We start from the raw sequence: 16205 nt of genomic DNA on the forward strand, positions 1-16205 counted from the left end.
CGCTATTCGATCAATCCCGATCTGGCCCGGGCTTTCATAAAATTTACGGCCTCGCCGGAAGGCGCCGCGATTTTCGCCGCCCACGGTTTCGCCAGGCAATGAAGGCCGAGGAATCAAACAATGACTTTTCATCCGGAAGCAAGCCTGTACAGCCTGCGACAGAGCCCCATTCCCTTGTTCATGGCGCTTATCGCGGTCTTCCTGCTGGGCTTCATTCTGCTGACCGCCAACTCCATCTATTTCGCGCGGCTTGAAAGCAGCCTAAAGGCCGGCATCGAAAACGCCAAAAGCCGGGTTTCTTTGAGCGAGTGGATTGCCGGCAGCCTGCTCCACACGGAAAATGACTTTTTCCAGATGGTTACCGCCATCAATTCCGAAAGCCAGCATCATTACCGGCAACAGATAGAGCTGCGACTGAAAAAAGTCGATGAGATGCTGACGGTTATAGAAAAGGGCGGGCGCGTCACCCGGGAAATCCAGTTCAACCAGACGGAACGAATGGTTGTCAACCTGGACTACAGCCCGGAATCTCAGGTTTACAACCTGGAAACCGTCAAACTGCGACCCCGCCTGCCCCAGCTTCGGGAAGCCGTTGCTCAGCTGAGCCCCATGTTGGAAACCCGCTGCCGTCAGGATTCCAATCAGCAGGCTGCCGCCTTATACGCAACCACCCATCAAATCAAGGATTTCATCAAGCAGTTTTCCCCATTTTTCTCACGCACCAACGAGTACGCCGTCCAGCTCCTCTACGACAGCAACCGACGTCTGGCCAAGATCGAAGCCTTGGCCGAAAAGCGCCACGGATTGAACCGTTTTCTGGAAATCGTGTTGATTATCCTTAACATCATCCTGGTAACGAGCTTCAGCGTCTTCCTTCTGCGAAAGGAGGCGGCCGGCCACCGCCGTCTGCGGAATGAAATCGCGGCCCGCGGCCGGCTCGAGGAAATGCTGCTGGCCTACCAGAATGATCTTGAACAGGATGTCAAGGATCGGACCCGGGAGCTGGTCGCCGACATCAAGGTCCGCGAGAAGGTTGAACAACAGTTGCGGCTGGCGAGCCGTGAGCTGGAAATCATCTTCGACAACAGCCCGATCGGCGTCATTCTCCTCAAGAAAAATCACAAGATCGCCCGGGCCAATCAGCGCGCCGCCGAGATTTTCGCCTATGCCTCACCCGAGGAAATGATCGGCAAATCGACGCAAGAGCTGCATCTCAGCCAAGCCGACTTTGAAACCTTCAGGGAGCGCCACTATAACACGCTGAAGAAAGACAAACGGTTAAAGGTTGAATACCGGCTGAAAAGGCAAAACGGCGAACCCTTCTGGTGTTCTCTGTCCGGTACGGTTCTTGATTCCGGCCGTGAACCCGACCTGGACAATGGAGTTCTCTGGGTGCTCGAAGACAGCAGCGCCCGAAAAGCGGCCGCCGAAGAACGGGAAAAGCTGATCGCTGAACTGGAAAAGGCCCTGGAACAGGTCAAAACCCTGGCCGGCATTGTTCCGATCTGCATGTACTGCAAAAAGATCCGCGATGACCAAGGTTACTGGAACCAGCTTGAAAAATTCATTTCCGATCATTCCGAAGCCGAGTTCAGTCACGGCATCTGTCCGGATTGTTATGAAAAGGCCCTGCTTGAAATCGAACAGGAAAAAAAGGAACCCGAAAGGACCCCGAAATGACGGAAAGAGCCGACAAACTTCAGCAGTTGCATGCCAAAATCCGCAAGCTGCTTCTGACCCAGAATTTCGCAGTCCTCGCCACCAAAGCCGAACCCTGCCCCCACACCAGCCTGGTGGCCATCTGCCCGAACCGGAAATTGACGGCCATTTATTTCTGCACCTCACGCCGGACCCGCAAGTTCGCCAATTTCAGAGTCTCTGCCGCGGTGTCCCTGCTCCTCGACGACCGCCGCAATCAGGCCGAGGATCTCAACAAGGCCGCGGTCTTAAGCGTGACCGGCCGGGTCCGGGAATTACGCGGCGAGACCCGAACCGCGGCCGGGCGGGAATTTCTTCAGCGTCACCCCACCCTGAAAGATTTCTGCGCTTTACCTGATACGGCGATCTGTAGTATAGAAGTCGACGACTTTCATCTGATTCATAATTTTCAGGATATTTTTTCCTGTTTTCCGGGTGATTTAAGTCAGAACCTCAGCCAGGCAAAGGAGCCCCACCCCATGGATCTCAAAAATTATTTCAGCACGACCCAGGGCACCGGTACTCTCGCGACCGCGAACGGCAAAGGCCAGGTCAATACCGCGATTTATTCGCGACCGCACGTCAATGCCGACGGCAGTTTGAGTTTTATCCTGGCCAACCGGCTGACCCGCAGCCACCTGCGGGAAAACCCCGAGGCCTGCTATCTTTTCCTGGAAAACCACCCCGGCTATCAGGGTTGCCGCATTTATCTACGAAAAAAATCGGAAGAACAAAATCCGGCCCTGGTCGAAGAGATCTGCAAGCGCTGCAAACTGCATGGCGTCGACGGAGAGGCCAAGGATCTGGTCGTGGTTCATTTTGAGGTCGGCAAAACCCTGCCGCTGATCGGTGACGGCGAACTGCTGGACGAGAACTTCCCGAATTAAAATTCGACTTATTTTTCGTAAAGATATCAGGGTGAAGGAGGGAAAAACATGGAACCTGCCGGTTTGCACTGCTCGATAACCTTTCCTGAAAACCAAATCGCCGTTTTACAGCCGGAGGGCACTCTCAGCCTGCAAACCCTGGCCCCATCCGCCCTGTTCCGCGCCGTCCAGAAAGCCGTCAGCACCTCGACCGGCGGGGTCATTTTCGCTTTTGACAAACTGCACATCAGCGATGGCTTCGGCCTCGCGCACCTGCTTTTCCTGACTCTCCAGCTGCGCCGTAAAGGGCTTGCGGTCGCCGCCTGCGGACACGGGCACCTTACGGAAAAACTGTTTACGGAGCTGTGCGTAAACCGTTTTCTGCGCGGCTACTCAAGCCTCGACAGGGCCCTGAGCCAAGTCAGGAAAGGCGGCGGCAAAGCCCTCGGGAATAAAACCGTCTCTCCCCTTGAAAATGAAATCGCAAAGAACCCGCCAGGCCATGAGCTGTTGCCCTCCGGGCTGTGGCCCGAGGAGCTCGGCCCCACGGTCTGGACTCAGGACGGAAACCAAGCCCTGAACTTTAATGGCCGCCGCCCACAGGGACCCGGCGCCGGTTTCGGCTCGCTCTGGCAAAAAACCTATAAGATTCGCCTGGTCTCACAACAGCCCGACCTGGCTGAAATCGCGGCCCGCCTGAAAAATAAATTACCGGAATACTGGCCCGCCGGCAATCGTATCGTTCTGCCCGATGGCCTGCAACCCGGGGCCCCCGGCATGATAGATCTAACCCTGCCCGGCGGTCTTCCCTTGAGCACCGGCATTCGCGTACTCAACGTCAGCGAACTGGCCTTTTCTTTTGTCCCGCTTCAGGGACATATGGAGGCCGGCTGGATCTCCTTCGGAGTCACCGCGGAAGACGGCTGTCCGACCGTGGTCGTGCAATCTTTGGCCCGCACCGGCGATCCCTTCTACGAACTCGGTTTCGACATGTTCGGCCATCGCCAGCAGGAAGAGTTCTGGAACCACAGTTTAAGCGCTCTGGCCCTGGACTTCAATGAAAACGCCCTGGTTGAAATCTCGGCCACCTGTCTCGACAGTCCCAAAAACTGGTCCGGCTGGACCACCCTATGGTGGAACGCGGCGCTGCGCACCATCGCGGTTTCCGGCTGGCGGCGGCTTTGGGGCCGGAGCCGGAAACCGAACCCGGTTCCTCCCTCCCAACCGGACCACAAAGCCGATGGCTTATGACGCCCTGGTCATCGGCAGCGGCCCCAACGGCCTGACGGCCGGGATTATCCTGGCCCAGGCGGGCTGCAAAACCCTGATGGTCGAACAGGCTGCTGAAATCGGCGGCGGCTGCCGGTCGGCCGCCCTGACCGCGCCTGGGTTTATCCACGACATCTGCGCTGCAGTTCACCCCCTGGGGTTTTCTTCGCCGATTTTTCAGAAACTGCCCCTGCACGAGCACGGCCTCGACTGGTGCCGGCCTGAGATTCCCTTGGCCCACCCTCTGGATGGGGGGCGGGCGGCGCTGCTTTATCATGACCTGCAAGAGACCGCCGCCGGCCTGAAAGGCGACGGTCTGGCCTATCATAATCTGATCGCTCCCTTGGTCAAATCCTGGCCCGAGCTTGTCGACGGCATTCTCGGGCCGGTTCTGAGAATGCCCCGGCATCCCCTGCTGCTGGCCCGCTTCGCGCATAACAGCCTATTTTCGGTCGCCACCCTGACTAAAAGACATTTTCGGGAAGAAACCACCCGAGCCTTGTTCGCCGGGCTCGCCGTCCATGGACTGCTGCCCCTGGAAAGCTCGCCGACCGCCGGTTTCGCCATGATCCTGGGCAGCGCCGCGCATGCGGTCGGCTGGCCCCTGGTTACAGGCGGCAGCCGACAACTCGTTCAGGCTCTGGCCGCTTATTTTCAAAAACTGGGTGGGGTTATTGAAAATAACCACCCGATCCGCCGCCACCGTGATCTGCCCACAGCCCGGGTCACTATGTTCGACCTGACCCCGGCTCAAATTCTGGAAATTGCCGGAGAACATTTTCATCCCGCCCCCAGACGACGATTGCAAGCCTTTCGCCACAGCCCCGGAGTTTTCAAACTCGACTGGGCCTTAAACGAAGCCATTCCCTGGCAAAATCCCGACTGCCGGCGGGCCGGGACGGTCCACCTGGGCGGCGGTTTCGCTGAAATCGCCCATTCCGAGCGAGAAGTCTGGCGCGGTCGCCATCCGGAAAAACCGGCCGTCATTCTGGTCCAGCCCAGTCTTGCGGACCGCAGCCGGGCCCCGGCCGGCTGCCATACGGCCTGGGCCTACTGCCATGTTCCGGCGGCCTCCACCACGGATATGAGCACCGCGATTGAAAACCAGGTCGAGCGCTTTGCCCCGGGTTTCCGGAGAATCATCCGGCAGCGCTCGGTTATGAATCCGGCCGCCATGGAAGCTTACAATCCCAACTATCGCGGCGGGGATATCAGCGGCGGCGTGCAGAATCTGCGCCAGACGATCTTTCGCCCCACCATCGCGCTCAACCCTTACGCCCTGCCGCGGCCGGGCTGGTTTATCTGTTCATCCTCCAGCCCCCCAGGAGGCGGCGTTCACGGCATGTGCGGTTTTCATGCCGCGCGCCAAGCCCTTCAGTGGCTGACCAAAAAGCAAACCTGAGGCTTGACCTTCGATCATCATAAAAAAAAAGCTACACCATGGTCGCCAAAGCTTATAGCGATCGACCTCAGCAGTGAAATGGTTAAATTCAGCATGAATATTTTCGTCCTTGACCGCGAGATCACAAACTGCGCCCGCTACCACTGCGACCAGCACGTTGTTAAAATGATTCTGGAAAGCGCTCAGATGCTGTGCACGGCCCTGCACAAGAAAGGGTTTACAGCCCCCTACCGTCCCACCCACAAAAACCATCCTTGCGTGCTCTGGGTCGAGAAATCCTATGCCAATTTCACCTGGCTGGTGGAACTGGCCCAGGCCCTGAACCGGGAATATCGCTTTCGTTTCGACCGGAACGAGGATCATAAATCAATCGGAGTGATCCAGCAAATCTGCAACTATCGCTATGCCGGCCGGGAAATGACACCCTTTGTCCAGGTTATGCCGGAAAAATATCAGGTTCCGGGAGACACCGTGACGGCCTACCGCAATTATTATCGAGGCGAGAAACTCGCCTTTGCGGCCTGGCGCCGCCGGCCGCGCCCGGAATGGCTCAGCCGCCTGGAGAAAATTGATGCCTGAAAAAATAAAACTGGGCATCAGCGCCTGCCTGCTCGGGCATGATGTCCGCTACAGCGGCGGCCATGCCCGCGATCTTTTCGTGATTGAAACCTTCGCTCCTTACGTCGAGTTCGTTCCGGTCTGCCCCGAGGTCGAATCCGGCATGCCGGTACCCAGGGAAGCCATTCATCTGGTCGGCGCCGGCGAAGAACCGCGACTCTTGGGCGTCGAAAGCAAGCTTGACTTCACCCGATCGCTGCAGGAATGGGCCGCAAAACGCCTGGAGAAACTGGAGAGTGAAAATCTCTGCGGTTTTATATTTAAAAAAAATTCACCCAGCTGCGGTCTGCGACGCCTGTCCGTCAGCCGGGAAGACCAAGGGCCGCCGCAAAAAAACGGAGTCGGCATTTTCGCGCGCGCTTTCGGCGAACGTTTTCCCCTGATTCCCGCGGAGGAAGATGGCCATCTTCACGATGCCTCCTCAAGGGAGCATTTTATCGAAAGAATTTTCATTATGCAACGCTGGCGGCAACTGCTGCGCGAACCCCTCAGCCGAGGCCGCTTGATTGATTTTCATACCCGCCATAAACTCATCTTCCTCGCCCACAGCCCGAAAGGCTACCGCAGCCTGGGCAAACTGGTCGCCGGGCTTGACCGGAGCGAGCTCGACACGGCCGGCCGCAAGTATCATGAGGAAATGTGCGCCACCCTGCAACGCAAGACCAGCCCCAGTAAACATGTCAACGTCATGCAGCACATGCTTGGTTATTTCAAAAGACAACTGACCAGGGATGAAAAACAGGAAATGCTCGACCTGATCGAAAATTTTCGCGCCGGCCGGCTGCCCCTGATCGCGCCGATGACCATGTTCCAACATTATACCCGCAAATACAATTATACCTACCTGGCCGGACAGCACTACGTCGAACCCCATCCCCTTGAATTAAAGCTACGCTACCATTGTTGAACCGCGGAGAGTTCAAGCACCGCCGATCGAGAACATGGCTTCCAGGTCATGCCGGGAATAGACTTTAAATGCGAGCATGGTTTCGGTTTTGAGAATAGCCTCGATAGCCAACAGCTTGTCCGTGACCAGGCGGGCCAGCTCTTCATTCGAGGAAACCCGGATCACCGCGATGATATCGTATTTCCCGCTGACCGAATAGGCCTCAGAGACGCCATCGATGGCGGCGATTTGTTCAGCTGCTTCGTTGATTTTATTTCTTGCGACATTGATGAGAATAATCGAGGTTACCATCGTCACTCCTTTTCCTCCCGAACTAAATTCACCGACGCTTGCATCCGCCGGCCTTTTCCCCGCAAACCTCAAGTGGGCCTTGCGGGAAACATTATCGCCGACCTCACTCATTCCGATTCCGAATGAAGCTTTTCCACCGGCCTGAGCGCACGGGTCCAGACCGGATTTTCCTTGCCTTGATCCACCCTGTAATACACCACGGCCTTGCCACTGACAAGCGCTTTCCCGCCGCAGCGCCACGGCGCCGAAAAGCTTTCGGCTCGTTTTCACCTAGCGCTGACCGACTTTCAGCCACACGAAGCGGGCGCCCCGGCTTAATTGCCCCTGAACCGATCAATTGCCCTTGAAATGAGGCCGCCGTTTTTCCTTGAGGGCCCGCATACCTTCAAAATGATCCTCGGTACGCTGGGCGATTCCCTGAAAAGCAGCCAGGAGATCCAGGTGACCATGAATTTCCGCGGTGCGAGCATGACGGATTGCTTTTTTGATCATGGAGACCGCGACCGGGCTGTTTGCCGCGATCGACTCAACCAATTTCTCGGTCTCTAAGCGCAGCACCTCCAGCTCCACGAGCTGGTTCAGCAGACCTATGGCCAGAGCCTCCTCGGGCTTGACGATGCGGCCGGTCAGGGAAAGCTCCATGGCCTTGGCGTAACCAATCACCCGCTGGAGAAAAAAGGTGCCGCCGTCACCGGGCACCAGGGCCAGCCGGACAAAGGTCTCACCGAAACAGGCCTGCCCGCAGCCAATACGAAGGTCACACATGCAGGCCAGATCGCAACCCGCCCCGATGGCGGCGCCGTTGACCATGGCGATAATCGGGGTTTGCAAGCTCTCCATGGCCAGGGGAATCTGCTGAATCCCCCTGGTGTAACGACGGCGCAATTCTTCGGGATCACCGGCGAACATTCCGGTTTTTTCTTCCATGGCCTTGACGTCTCCCCCGGCGCAAAAAGATTTTCCGGCCCCGGTCAGAACTATTACCCGTACATCCTGATCCCAGTCGGCCTCGCGCAGCACCCGGCAAAGATCGACAATCATGTCGTCGGAAAAAGCGTTGGAAAATTTTGGTCGGTTAAGAGTGATCCAGATACTGGCCTCTTTTTTTTCAACCAGAAGGTCGTTATATGTTTTTTTGCAATAATCCGTCATGGCCGCAGGCCTCCTCATTTCCTCTGAAGTCCGAGAGTTTACTTAGCCCGCGAAAAATCGTCTTTTCGCTAAGGCATCGGGATTGACCATCAAGTCTGCTGCACTGCAATTTCAAGGCCATCTTTGCAAACCGAACAAAACAGACTCCTTAGAAATCAGTTCAAGGTAAGAATCTTCAGGCAAGGATCAAGCCTGCGAAAAATATTCAGGGTTTCCGCACATTAATTCCGTAGTTCACCCTTAATGGGGTTATCAAGATCATTACACTCTAATACGGGAGTGAGCCCCGCAACCCAAATGGTCCCTCACGGCCCACAAACAAGTACTCTTATCAGAACATTTTCTTGTTTTTGTGGTTGAAAAAAATGGTGAAAAAAAACAAGAAAATAACCTGTAAGGGACTAACGGGATGCGGTTAATTCTTGTCGCTATTATTCAACCTTTTCCACGGGCTGAACTGATCCGGATCAGACCTTGGGAAAAACTCTTTTCTCAAAAAGCAAAAACAAGGGTTACTCTTCAACACAGAGGATTTGAGCTTGTGACGGGACGTAAAAATCAGGGAAATCGGCTGGAGGATCAGTTCATCTGCCTGATTTTCCAAAATTCCATGCCGCTATCTCGGCAAACCTGGCCACCAGGTCTTCGGAACCTGCCCGCCTTACCTGCTTTCGCAAAACCAAAAAAGCAGCTAAAAAAGGATTGACAAACCCCGGACTATTTTGCATTATAATGGCCACCGAAATGAAATAACTGGAAAATACAGCTCCATATTAAGGATGATATGCTATTCTATACGATAATAGGTTATTTATTGTAATTTTTTTTATTGCATTTTTCTAATATATTATGTTAACAGGCCCCGCCATGACTTCTACATACCTTTTCATCGCCGCCATCACTCTGGCCCTGCTGGGGGCCGGTCTGGCCCTGACCGGCTGTCTTCGCGGCGCCCGCTGGTCTCTGCTGGGCAGCACCTTGGTCTGCCTTGGAAAACTGGGGAGCGCTTTTCTCACAACGGGGGTTCTGCCGGTTTTTGTCCCGGTCGACGCGCTGACCGGAGCCGCCCTCGGCATCGGCATTCTGACCCTGATCCTGATTCCGGTCGAAGGAAGCGCCGCGCCCCGGGCCCGACTCGCCGGCAGCGGCCTGCTGCTTGCGGCGTTGCTGGGCCTCGCCCTGCTCATGCCGCCCCCCCCGGACTGCCACGGTTACAACCATACTTATCCCTACGCCGTAGCCTTTCACCTTTTTCGCCGCCTGGCTCTGGCCTGCGTCCTGACAGCCTCGCTCTGGTTCGTGATTGCCTACGGCCGCCAAAAAGCCGGGGCCCGCGATAAAAGCGAACGGCTCGGCCATCAGGGCCGCAATCTACTGCTGCTGGGAACCGTCTTTTACCTACTGGCCGAGGATACCGGGATCGTCTGGTGTCTGCGCGGCTGGGCCGATGTCTGGCGCTGGAGTCCAGGCTTCATGATTTCATCGGCCGTTCTAATTTTTCTGATGCTGGTCTTTCATTTACCCGGCGGCTATCGTCGCGGTTCCGGTTGGTACCTGCTGCTGGGCGGCCTCAGCGGACCTTTACTGCTGCTGGCGCAGATTATTCATAGCTGAAATCCCTCAATGCAATATCCAACGGTGGAAAACGATTTAAATCCATGCTGAATCTACTGACCTCCCTGCGCCTGACCAGCTCTCTTCTCCTGGCCCTGTTTTTCTGGCTGGCGGCGTTTATCCCCCTGGTCAAGCCCGGGGGGCGCCCCCTGATACAAATCCTTAACCGCGGCCTGGCCAGTGACTGGTTCGCCGCCGGCAGCCAGGTCGGCCGGCCCTTGCGCGTCTGGTTTATCGGACTGGCCTTGCTCATGGGTTTTCTGGCCGTCAACCTGACCCTCTGCACCTGGCGACGTTTCAGCCTACGCCGGGGAACGCGAACGACACAGCGCCTGATGTTCCTTATTCACTTGGTATTCGGCCTGACCCTTCTGGCCCATGGCGCCGGTTTTTTTCAGGGCTGGCGCCCACGTCCCCTGATTCTCCAGGCGGGAGAAACGGCCGATCTCGAAAATGGCGCCTGGCAGCTCGAAATCGGCGAAATCGTTTTCCTGGATGACTTGGCCATCTTCGAAAAGCCCCGAAAAAAATGGACCACCAGCGATTTCACCTATCAGAAAAACGGCGCCGAAGTGATTCTCCGCCGCCGACAAACCGAGATACTGAGAGGCTTTGTCAGCACCTATCGGCCTCTGCGCCGGGGTTCCTTGCAGATCACGCTGCTGGACTTTACCCCACCGCCGGACCAGCGTTCTCAACCGGGAGTCAAACTAACGGTCAGCCGCGCCCCCTACGCCGAAGCGGTGCTCCGGCTCTTTCATGTCTTGATCGCACTGTTTACAATTTATCTGATTCATACCTGGAAACCAACGAAGGACAATCGTCACGAGGAAAACAAATGAAGAAAAAATTAGGTAAAATCCTGACCCTCACCTTTCTGGCGCTTAGCCTGAGCGGCGGCCTGAACCCAAGTTTCGCCGAAATCGGCAAACAATCCGCCTCTGCCGACCAAGGGGTCTTCACCCTGGGAGAAATCGTCGTCACCGGAGAGGAGGAAAGGGTTACAGAAATCACCACCAACGAAACCATCAGCATGGAAGACATTCGGCTGAGCGACAGCAGAAACCTGGGAGATGTCCTGAGTAACCTGCCCGGAGTTTTTCCGACCATCGGCACCAAAAATGAATATTATTTCACGGTGCGGGGTTTTAATCAGCGCTATGTACCGATTTTTTACGACGGAATCCCGATTTCCGTTCCCTACGATGGTTTTGTCGATGCCGGGGTGTTAACCACCGACAATCTGTCCCGCATCACCCTGTCCAAAGGTGTCAGTTCCGTCCTCTACGGCTGCAATACCATGGGCGGGGTCATCAACATGGTCAGTCGCAAACCGGAGAAAGCCTTCGAAGGAGACCTCACCCTCGGCGCCTGGGAGGTCGACGGCTATCGGGCCGCCGCCAATTTCGGCGCCCGCCGGGAAAAATGGTATCTGGCAATCGGCGCCGGCTATCTGGAACAACGCACCTTTAACCTGTCGAACGACTTCGACAATGCCCGCAACGAGCGCAAGGACACACGTAGCAATGCCTCACGCGAAACCACAAATGCTTCACTCAAGGTCGGCTGGACTCCGGCCCCCGGTCATGAATACGCACTCGGAGTCAACGTGGTTGAGGCCGAACGGGACGTACCGCCGCATACCTTTGCCGCCAGCGGCCGTGAACTTAAATTCTGGCGCTTCACCAACTGGGACAAACTGACCACCTACTTTATCGGCGATTCCCAACTGCTGGACGGGCTGGAGTTGAAAACCCGACTCTTCCGCGACGACTACGAGAACACCCTGAAAGCCTACGACAACGCTTCCTACAACAGCCAGAAAGCTAAATTTGCTTTCACCAGCACCTACGATGATTACTCCTGGGGTGGTTCCTTCACCCTGCGCAGCCGGCAGCTTAAGAACCAGAATCTGAGCCTGGCCTTTCATTTCAAGGAAGACATTCACCGCGAACAGGGTGATCGCGGCGACCCCTGGGAGCGCTACGAAGCCAGAACCTTTTCCCTGGGCCTCGAAAACGACCTTCGCCTGACCGATTATCTTTCCCTGGTGCTGGGCTGCAGCTACGACCTTCAGGATCCTCGCTACGCGAACGGAAGCCGGGTCAGGGATGATGATGACAGTTTCAATCCCCAGATCGGCCTGCGCTGGGTCCTGAACGACAACACGGTGCTGCACGCCTCGGTGGGCGCCAAGACCCGTTTCCCCACCTTGAAAGAACTATATTCCAGTTATCTCGGCAGCACCCTGCCGAACCCCGACCTGGGAAAAGAAACGGCCGTCAATTACGAACTCGGAATTGAACAAAACTTCGGCGGCCACACCAAGGTCTCCCTGGCCCTCTTTTACTCGGATGTCGAGGATCTGATTACCCGTCGGGTCCTGCCCGCCGGCGACATGTACGACAACGTCGGCAAATCCCGCTTTCAGGGCATTGAGGTCGCCCTGCGCAGCACCCTGCTGCCGCGCCAGGAAATCAACCTTTCCTACACCTACCTCGACGCCGAGGATCGCTCCGCCGGACGCAGCAGCGACCATCTCGAGGAGGTTGCGGAAAACAAGGTTTATCTAAGCGATGTCATCACGATTACCGATCGCGTTCGCTTTTTCACCGAACTGCAGTGGAACGATGAGCGCTGGGAACAGGACATCAACGGCAACTGGGAAAATATCGATGGCTTTTTCCTCGCCGACGCCAAGGTCATGGTTAGATTGCCCGGCAACCTTGAGCTCGAGGCCGGAATTCACAACCTCTTTGACAAAGATTACGAACTCAGCGTCGGTTTTCCGCAGGCGGGCCGAACCGCCTTTGCTGAAATCAAGTACTCGTTCTGAAGCCGAAACCTGAACCGCGGCAACCTCAGGAAGCAAAAAGCTTGTCTTTTTCAAGCTTTTGCCGGCTCTTTCCTTCCGAGCGGCAAGCATTTAAACAGGGCGAACGCTTCCCGACAAGTCCTGAGAAAAGGGAAAAGACATGAACAACGACAATCATAAAGTTGGAATAATCATTGCAGTGTTGGGACTGCTGCTTTAGAGCGGCGGCTTTGCGGCCGCCGACGTCATGCGGCATGAAAGCCAAATCTCGATCAACGGTGCGGTCGCTCAGCCCCTGCTGCTGTCTCTGACGAGCCTGATGGCCATGGAGTGCCAGAAAGTGCAGTGCAATGATATCAGTCGCGCCGGCGAATACCGGGGAATTTTTAATTATCGCGGCGTGCCCCTGCAGGAATTGCTGCGGCCGGCCCGAATCAAAAAATTGGACGAAGCCTTTAAAAAACCAGTTGACCTGGCGATTGTCGTCAAAAACCGGGCCGGTGAAAAAAGTGTGCTTTCCTGGGGCGAAATTTTTACCGCCAGCCCGGCAACGTCATTCTCGCGGTTAGCGGCAGCCCGCTGCAGCCCGGCCATCCCGACTGCAACCGCTGCCACGAGGAACAGGTTTACTCTCTCCGACTCGCCCCCCCTGCAGCGAACGGTATCCTATCCCAAGCTGGTCATCTCCGGAGACCATCGGGCCGACCGCTGTCTGGAAGGCATCAGCGAAATCAGCGTGGTCGAGTTCCCGGCTCATGCCGGCGATCGTAAACTTGATCCGCTCCACGCCTCGACATTGAAAATTTTCGGTGACCTGAAAAAGCCGCAGAGTCTGACAACCCTGCCTTCGCAGCTGGCGCGGTGGGGGATTAACATCTTTCAGGTCGGCGACGGCCGCCTCTATCACGGACCCGGAGAATACACCTTCACCGGCGTCGGTCTGGTCAAGCTCCTGACTTCGGCCGGCATCTCGTCCGATCTCAATGCGGTCGTCATGATCTGGTCCCCGGATGGTTACCGGGCGCTGTTTTCCCTGGGAGAGCTGCTTCTGGGTCGGGAAGGCGATAGTTTTCTGCTGGCCGTCGGCGAAATCGAAATACTTGCCCTGCCGGAGTAAACCGATCCGGTTCAAAAAGCGCATAACCGCCACAAGTTCCCGGAAGCTAAAAAACGCGGCGCTCCCCGACGTGAGCAAAGCGGTTTTTTCGTCCCCGAGAACCGGAATCGATGAATTAATCCGCCCCAACCTGCATCAGACCGGCGCATACGCCAACCACTTGGATTCCCCTTGACTTACACAGGTGACTCGGTTATTCTACCATTATAAAAACAAAGCCGCCGCGGAGAAAATTTTCTGATCAGAGCACTTATTTGTGACCAACGGAAATGCCTTTAAGTACAGGCCGCGAGCCCCCTTTGGGTTGCGGTGCTCGCTCCCGCATTAGCTAAAGAAAGGTGATGCACATGCAGGTTTTTCGTTTTTTCGCCGTCGGATTAATCTGTTGTCTGGTTTCTGCCGCTCCGAAACCAACCGTTGCCCAGGGACAAGCCCCCGCAACCGGGCTGAGCCACAAGCGGGCCGTACCCGAGATTTAACCTCTGTATTCCCGCTATGCCTAGACGGTAAGCCAATGGTCCTTGCGCGGCGGGGCTAATTTTTTTACCGACGCTGATCTTCAGGAAGCAAAAGACTTCGACGGCACCGCTCTTGACCTGGAATTGACCGTACCGTTGAACGACCGTTTTCAGGTGCGGCTGTATTATCCCTTTTATACCGACGGCGAGGGCCGTTCGACCAACTATGGGCAGGTCGACATTGATATTGAAGGAGATGGCGGCCTGCTTGATTTTCCAAGTCTGATTGTTGACTATCAGTTCATCAAGGCCGGTTCGACCTCGGCTTACAACCTGGCGGCTTACCTGGGCATCGGCACGGTTTTCGACGGGCTTGAAGCCCGGGGTCAGCACTCCGCCTATTTCGACATCTATAACCATCGCGGTTCAGTGTTGCTCTTCGGACTTAAAACCGACAGAGAGTTTGCCCAGGTCTGGAGTTTGATCAGAAACCTGGGAGGCCGTTATTACTGGGATTCGGATGACCTTCACCCCAAGGACGAAAGCAGTGACAAGTTCTAATTGCTTGATGCCTCGGCGGCCCTGGCCTACACGCCGGCGAACTGGTGGCTGTTTCCGGTGCTGGAAATGGTTTTTCAAGGTGATCTTGACAAATACAACTGTCTGCTCCTGGTCCCCCAGGTGATCATTCGCTGCGGCTGCCATCTTGATTTCAACACCGGCATCGGCGTCAACCTGACCAACGACGGCCCCAGTACCGAAGCCCGCCTGCAGATGACCTTGCGTTTCTGAACAACAATTTCATTTCCGCCTCCAACGAGATTTCAAACCAGCTGAAAGCCACTGCCGCCGGGGGTTGGTTGCCGGCGGCAGGAAGGCAGAACCACCTTATGAGCCCCCGGCAAAGACTGACAAACATTATTCTGGTCTTCAATCTTTTCTGGACCCTGGTGCTTGCCGGTCTGACCGTAGTCAGCATTTTACAGGAAAAGAAAGCCTCCCGCGCCCTGGCCGAACTTGAGGCCCGGGCATCCTTTGACAAGGACATAATCTATCGGCGCTGGGTCGCCGTCCAGGGAGAGGTTTACGCTCCCATCGCGATAACCCCTCCCAATCCCTATCTCGGCCACCTTCAGGATCTGGATCTGAGCAGCACCACGGGCCACCGGCTGACCCTGATCAACCCCGCCTATATGACCCGTCAGGTTCACGCCAGGTCCGAAGATCAATATGGTTTTATCGGCCATATCACCAGTCTCAAGCCCCTACGCCCCGAAAACCTTCCCGACCCCTGGGAAAAATCCGCGCTCGAAAAATTCAACGCGACTTCATAGAGATATAAGTTCGGTTGAAAATATCGGTCCGGTTCCCTATCTACGTTACATGAAAGCCATGTTAGTCGAGGAAAGCTGTCTGAAGTGCCACTCCGAACAGGGTTACATGATCGGCGACATTCGCGGCGACATCAGCGTTTCCGTACCGATGGCCCCTTATCAGGCGGTCGCCGACGCCAGTATACGCCGTCACTGTCTGACCTATTTTCTCATCTGGGCCTTCGGCCTGATCTTTTTCAACTATTTTCTCTTTCTGCTGCGCAAGGAAATAAAGGGAAAAGAATCGATGGAAAAAGCCTTGCAGGTTTCCGAGGAAAAGTTCGCCAAGGCCTTTCACAACCATTTTCTTCTGATGATGATCAGTGACCTTGAAAGCGGCGTCATCCATGATGTCAATGAAAAATTCACCAGCCTGACCGGTTTCAGCAAAGCACAGGCAGTAGGCAAAACCGCTGGAGAACTGGGCTTATGCGATGATTCTCACCGAGAAAGAATAAAAAATGAGCTCGAAAAGGAAAGTGACCTCGAAGAGCTCGAAACCCATGGTTGTGATACTCTAAAATTGATCAGTTAAAGAGCTAGTGATTACGGAAAATTGACCACCCACAGCGACCTTTTCTGTATATGGTTTTTAAAACCATATACAGAAAAGGTGAAAGGATGC

General features: G+C 55.6%; 16 protein-coding genes. 14 read left to right on the forward strand and 2 right to left on the reverse strand.

Annotated elements, in window-relative coordinates; all coding sequences use genetic code 11:
* Window positions 1–120 precede the first annotated feature (120 nt).
* The 6 genes from ENN66_06220 (at window position 121) to ENN66_06245 (ending at window position 6760) form a co-directional block, all read left to right on the forward strand.
* The gene (locus ENN66_06220) at window positions 121–1680 is read left to right on the forward strand and encodes a PAS domain S-box protein (protein HDS16196.1); all 1560 of its coding nucleotides are present in this window, start codon (window positions 121–123) and stop codon (window positions 1678–1680) included.
* Window positions 1677–2585 carry a pyridoxamine 5'-phosphate oxidase family protein gene (locus ENN66_06225; GenBank protein HDS16197.1) on the forward strand — a complete coding sequence of 303 codons (909 nt, stop codon included), beginning with the start codon at window positions 1677–1679 and terminating at the stop codon, window positions 2583–2585. The genes ENN66_06220 and ENN66_06225 overlap by 4 nt, the downstream gene beginning before the upstream one ends.
* A 48-nt stretch (window positions 2586–2633) precedes the next feature.
* Window positions 2634–3815: a hypothetical protein gene (locus ENN66_06230; protein HDS16198.1), complete on the forward strand. Its 1182-nt coding sequence runs from the start codon at window positions 2634–2636 to the stop codon at window positions 3813–3815.
* Window positions 3805–5235, forward strand: a complete 1431-nt coding sequence (locus tag ENN66_06235; GenBank protein ID HDS16199.1) for an NAD(P)/FAD-dependent oxidoreductase — start codon at window positions 3805–3807, stop codon at window positions 5233–5235. The genes ENN66_06230 and ENN66_06235 overlap by 11 nt, the downstream gene beginning before the upstream one ends.
* A 93-nt stretch (window positions 5236–5328) precedes the next feature.
* On the forward strand, window positions 5329–5814 hold the full coding sequence (locus tag ENN66_06240) for a hypothetical protein (GenBank protein HDS16200.1): 486 nt from the start codon (window positions 5329–5331) through the stop codon (window positions 5812–5814).
* Window positions 5807–6760, forward strand: coding sequence for a DUF1722 domain-containing protein (locus tag ENN66_06245; GenBank protein HDS16201.1), 954 nt, complete (start codon window positions 5807–5809; stop codon window positions 6758–6760). Before ENN66_06240 ends, ENN66_06245 begins: the two co-directional genes overlap by 8 nt.
* Before the next feature lie 12 nt (window positions 6761–6772).
* On the opposite strand, the gene ENN66_06250 is transcribed toward ENN66_06245, so the two are convergent.
* Both ENN66_06250 and ENN66_06255 read right to left on the reverse strand, forming a co-directional pair.
* Window positions 6773–7051, reverse strand: a complete 279-nt coding sequence (locus ENN66_06250) for an Lrp/AsnC family transcriptional regulator (protein HDS16202.1) — start codon at window positions 7049–7051, stop codon at window positions 6773–6775.
* 333 nt (window positions 7052–7384) lie between these two features.
* The gene (locus ENN66_06255) at window positions 7385–8203 is read right to left on the reverse strand and encodes a 3-hxdroxyacyl-CoA dehydrogenase (protein ID HDS16203.1); all 819 of its coding nucleotides are present in this window, start codon (window positions 8201–8203) and stop codon (window positions 7385–7387) included.
* 409 nt (window positions 8204–8612) lie between these two features.
* Between ENN66_06255 and ENN66_06260 the strand changes: the two genes are divergently transcribed.
* From ENN66_06260 to ENN66_06295, 8 genes are all read left to right on the forward strand, one after another.
* Window positions 8613–8909, forward strand: a complete 297-nt coding sequence (locus ENN66_06260) for a hypothetical protein (GenBank protein ID HDS16204.1) — start codon at window positions 8613–8615, stop codon at window positions 8907–8909.
* Between the two features lie 161 nt (window positions 8910–9070).
* Window positions 9071–9817, forward strand: coding sequence for a hypothetical protein (locus tag ENN66_06265; GenBank protein HDS16205.1), 747 nt, complete (start codon window positions 9071–9073; stop codon window positions 9815–9817).
* Window positions 9818–10346: 529 nt separating this feature from the next.
* Entirely contained in the window at window positions 10347–12653 is a 2307-nt protein-coding gene (locus tag ENN66_06270) for a TonB-dependent receptor (protein ID HDS16206.1), read from the forward strand.
* 226 nt (window positions 12654–12879) lie between these two features.
* Window positions 12880–13749, forward strand: a complete 870-nt coding sequence (locus ENN66_06275; GenBank protein ID HDS16207.1) for a hypothetical protein — start codon at window positions 12880–12882, stop codon at window positions 13747–13749.
* A 521-nt stretch (window positions 13750–14270) separates the two neighbouring features.
* A complete protein-coding gene (locus ENN66_06280) occupies window positions 14271–14768 on the forward strand; it encodes a hypothetical protein (protein HDS16208.1) in 498 nt (165 codons plus the stop codon).
* The gene (locus ENN66_06285) at window positions 14769–14999 is read left to right on the forward strand and encodes a hypothetical protein (GenBank protein HDS16209.1); all 231 of its coding nucleotides are present in this window, start codon (window positions 14769–14771) and stop codon (window positions 14997–14999) included.
* A gap of 98 nt (window positions 15000–15097) precedes the next feature.
* Window positions 15098–15541 carry a DUF3365 domain-containing protein gene (locus tag ENN66_06290; GenBank protein HDS16210.1) on the forward strand — a complete coding sequence of 148 codons (444 nt, stop codon included), beginning with the start codon at window positions 15098–15100 and terminating at the stop codon, window positions 15539–15541.
* Window positions 15438–16115: a DUF3365 domain-containing protein gene (locus ENN66_06295; GenBank protein HDS16211.1), complete on the forward strand. Its 678-nt coding sequence runs from the start codon at window positions 15438–15440 to the stop codon at window positions 16113–16115. Before ENN66_06290 ends, ENN66_06295 begins: the two co-directional genes overlap by 104 nt.
* The last annotated feature ends 90 nt before the right edge of the window (window positions 16116–16205 follow it).

Source organism: Pseudomonadota bacterium (assembly GCA_011049115.1).
In the GTDB taxonomy this organism is placed as follows: domain Bacteria; phylum Desulfobacterota; class Anaeroferrophillalia; order Anaeroferrophillales; family Tharpellaceae; genus DSCM01.

Coding starts and splice junctions, on each gene's coding strand:
- ENN66_06265 (HDS16205.1), top strand. CDS start 9,071: ATGACTTCTACATACCTTTTCATCGCCGCCATCACTCTGGCCCTGCTG.
- ENN66_06220 (HDS16196.1), top strand. CDS start 121: ATGACTTTTCATCCGGAAGCAAGCCTGTACAGCCTGCGACAGAGCCCC.
- ENN66_06235 (HDS16199.1), top strand. CDS start 3,805: ATGGCTTATGACGCCCTGGTCATCGGCAGCGGCCCCAACGGCCTGACG.
- ENN66_06290 (HDS16210.1), top strand. CDS start 15,098: ATGAGCCCCCGGCAAAGACTGACAAACATTATTCTGGTCTTCAATCTT.
- ENN66_06270 (HDS16206.1), top strand. CDS start 10,347: ATGGACCACCAGCGATTTCACCTATCAGAAAAACGGCGCCGAAGTGAT.
- ENN66_06245 (HDS16201.1), top strand. CDS start 5,807: ATGCCTGAAAAAATAAAACTGGGCATCAGCGCCTGCCTGCTCGGGCAT.
- ENN66_06260 (HDS16204.1), top strand. CDS start 8,613: ATGCGGTTAATTCTTGTCGCTATTATTCAACCTTTTCCACGGGCTGAA.
- ENN66_06230 (HDS16198.1), top strand. CDS start 2,634: ATGGAACCTGCCGGTTTGCACTGCTCGATAACCTTTCCTGAAAACCAA.
- ENN66_06255 (HDS16203.1), bottom strand. CDS start 8,203: ATGACGGATTATTGCAAAAAAACATATAACGACCTTCTGGTTGAAAAA.
- ENN66_06225 (HDS16197.1), top strand. CDS start 1,677: ATGACGGAAAGAGCCGACAAACTTCAGCAGTTGCATGCCAAAATCCGC.
- ENN66_06295 (HDS16211.1), top strand. CDS start 15,438: ATGGTTTTATCGGCCATATCACCAGTCTCAAGCCCCTACGCCCCGAAA.
- ENN66_06250 (HDS16202.1), bottom strand. CDS start 7,051: ATGGTAACCTCGATTATTCTCATCAATGTCGCAAGAAATAAAATCAAC.
- ENN66_06240 (HDS16200.1), top strand. CDS start 5,329: ATGAATATTTTCGTCCTTGACCGCGAGATCACAAACTGCGCCCGCTAC.
- ENN66_06275 (HDS16207.1), top strand. CDS start 12,880: ATGCGGCATGAAAGCCAAATCTCGATCAACGGTGCGGTCGCTCAGCCC.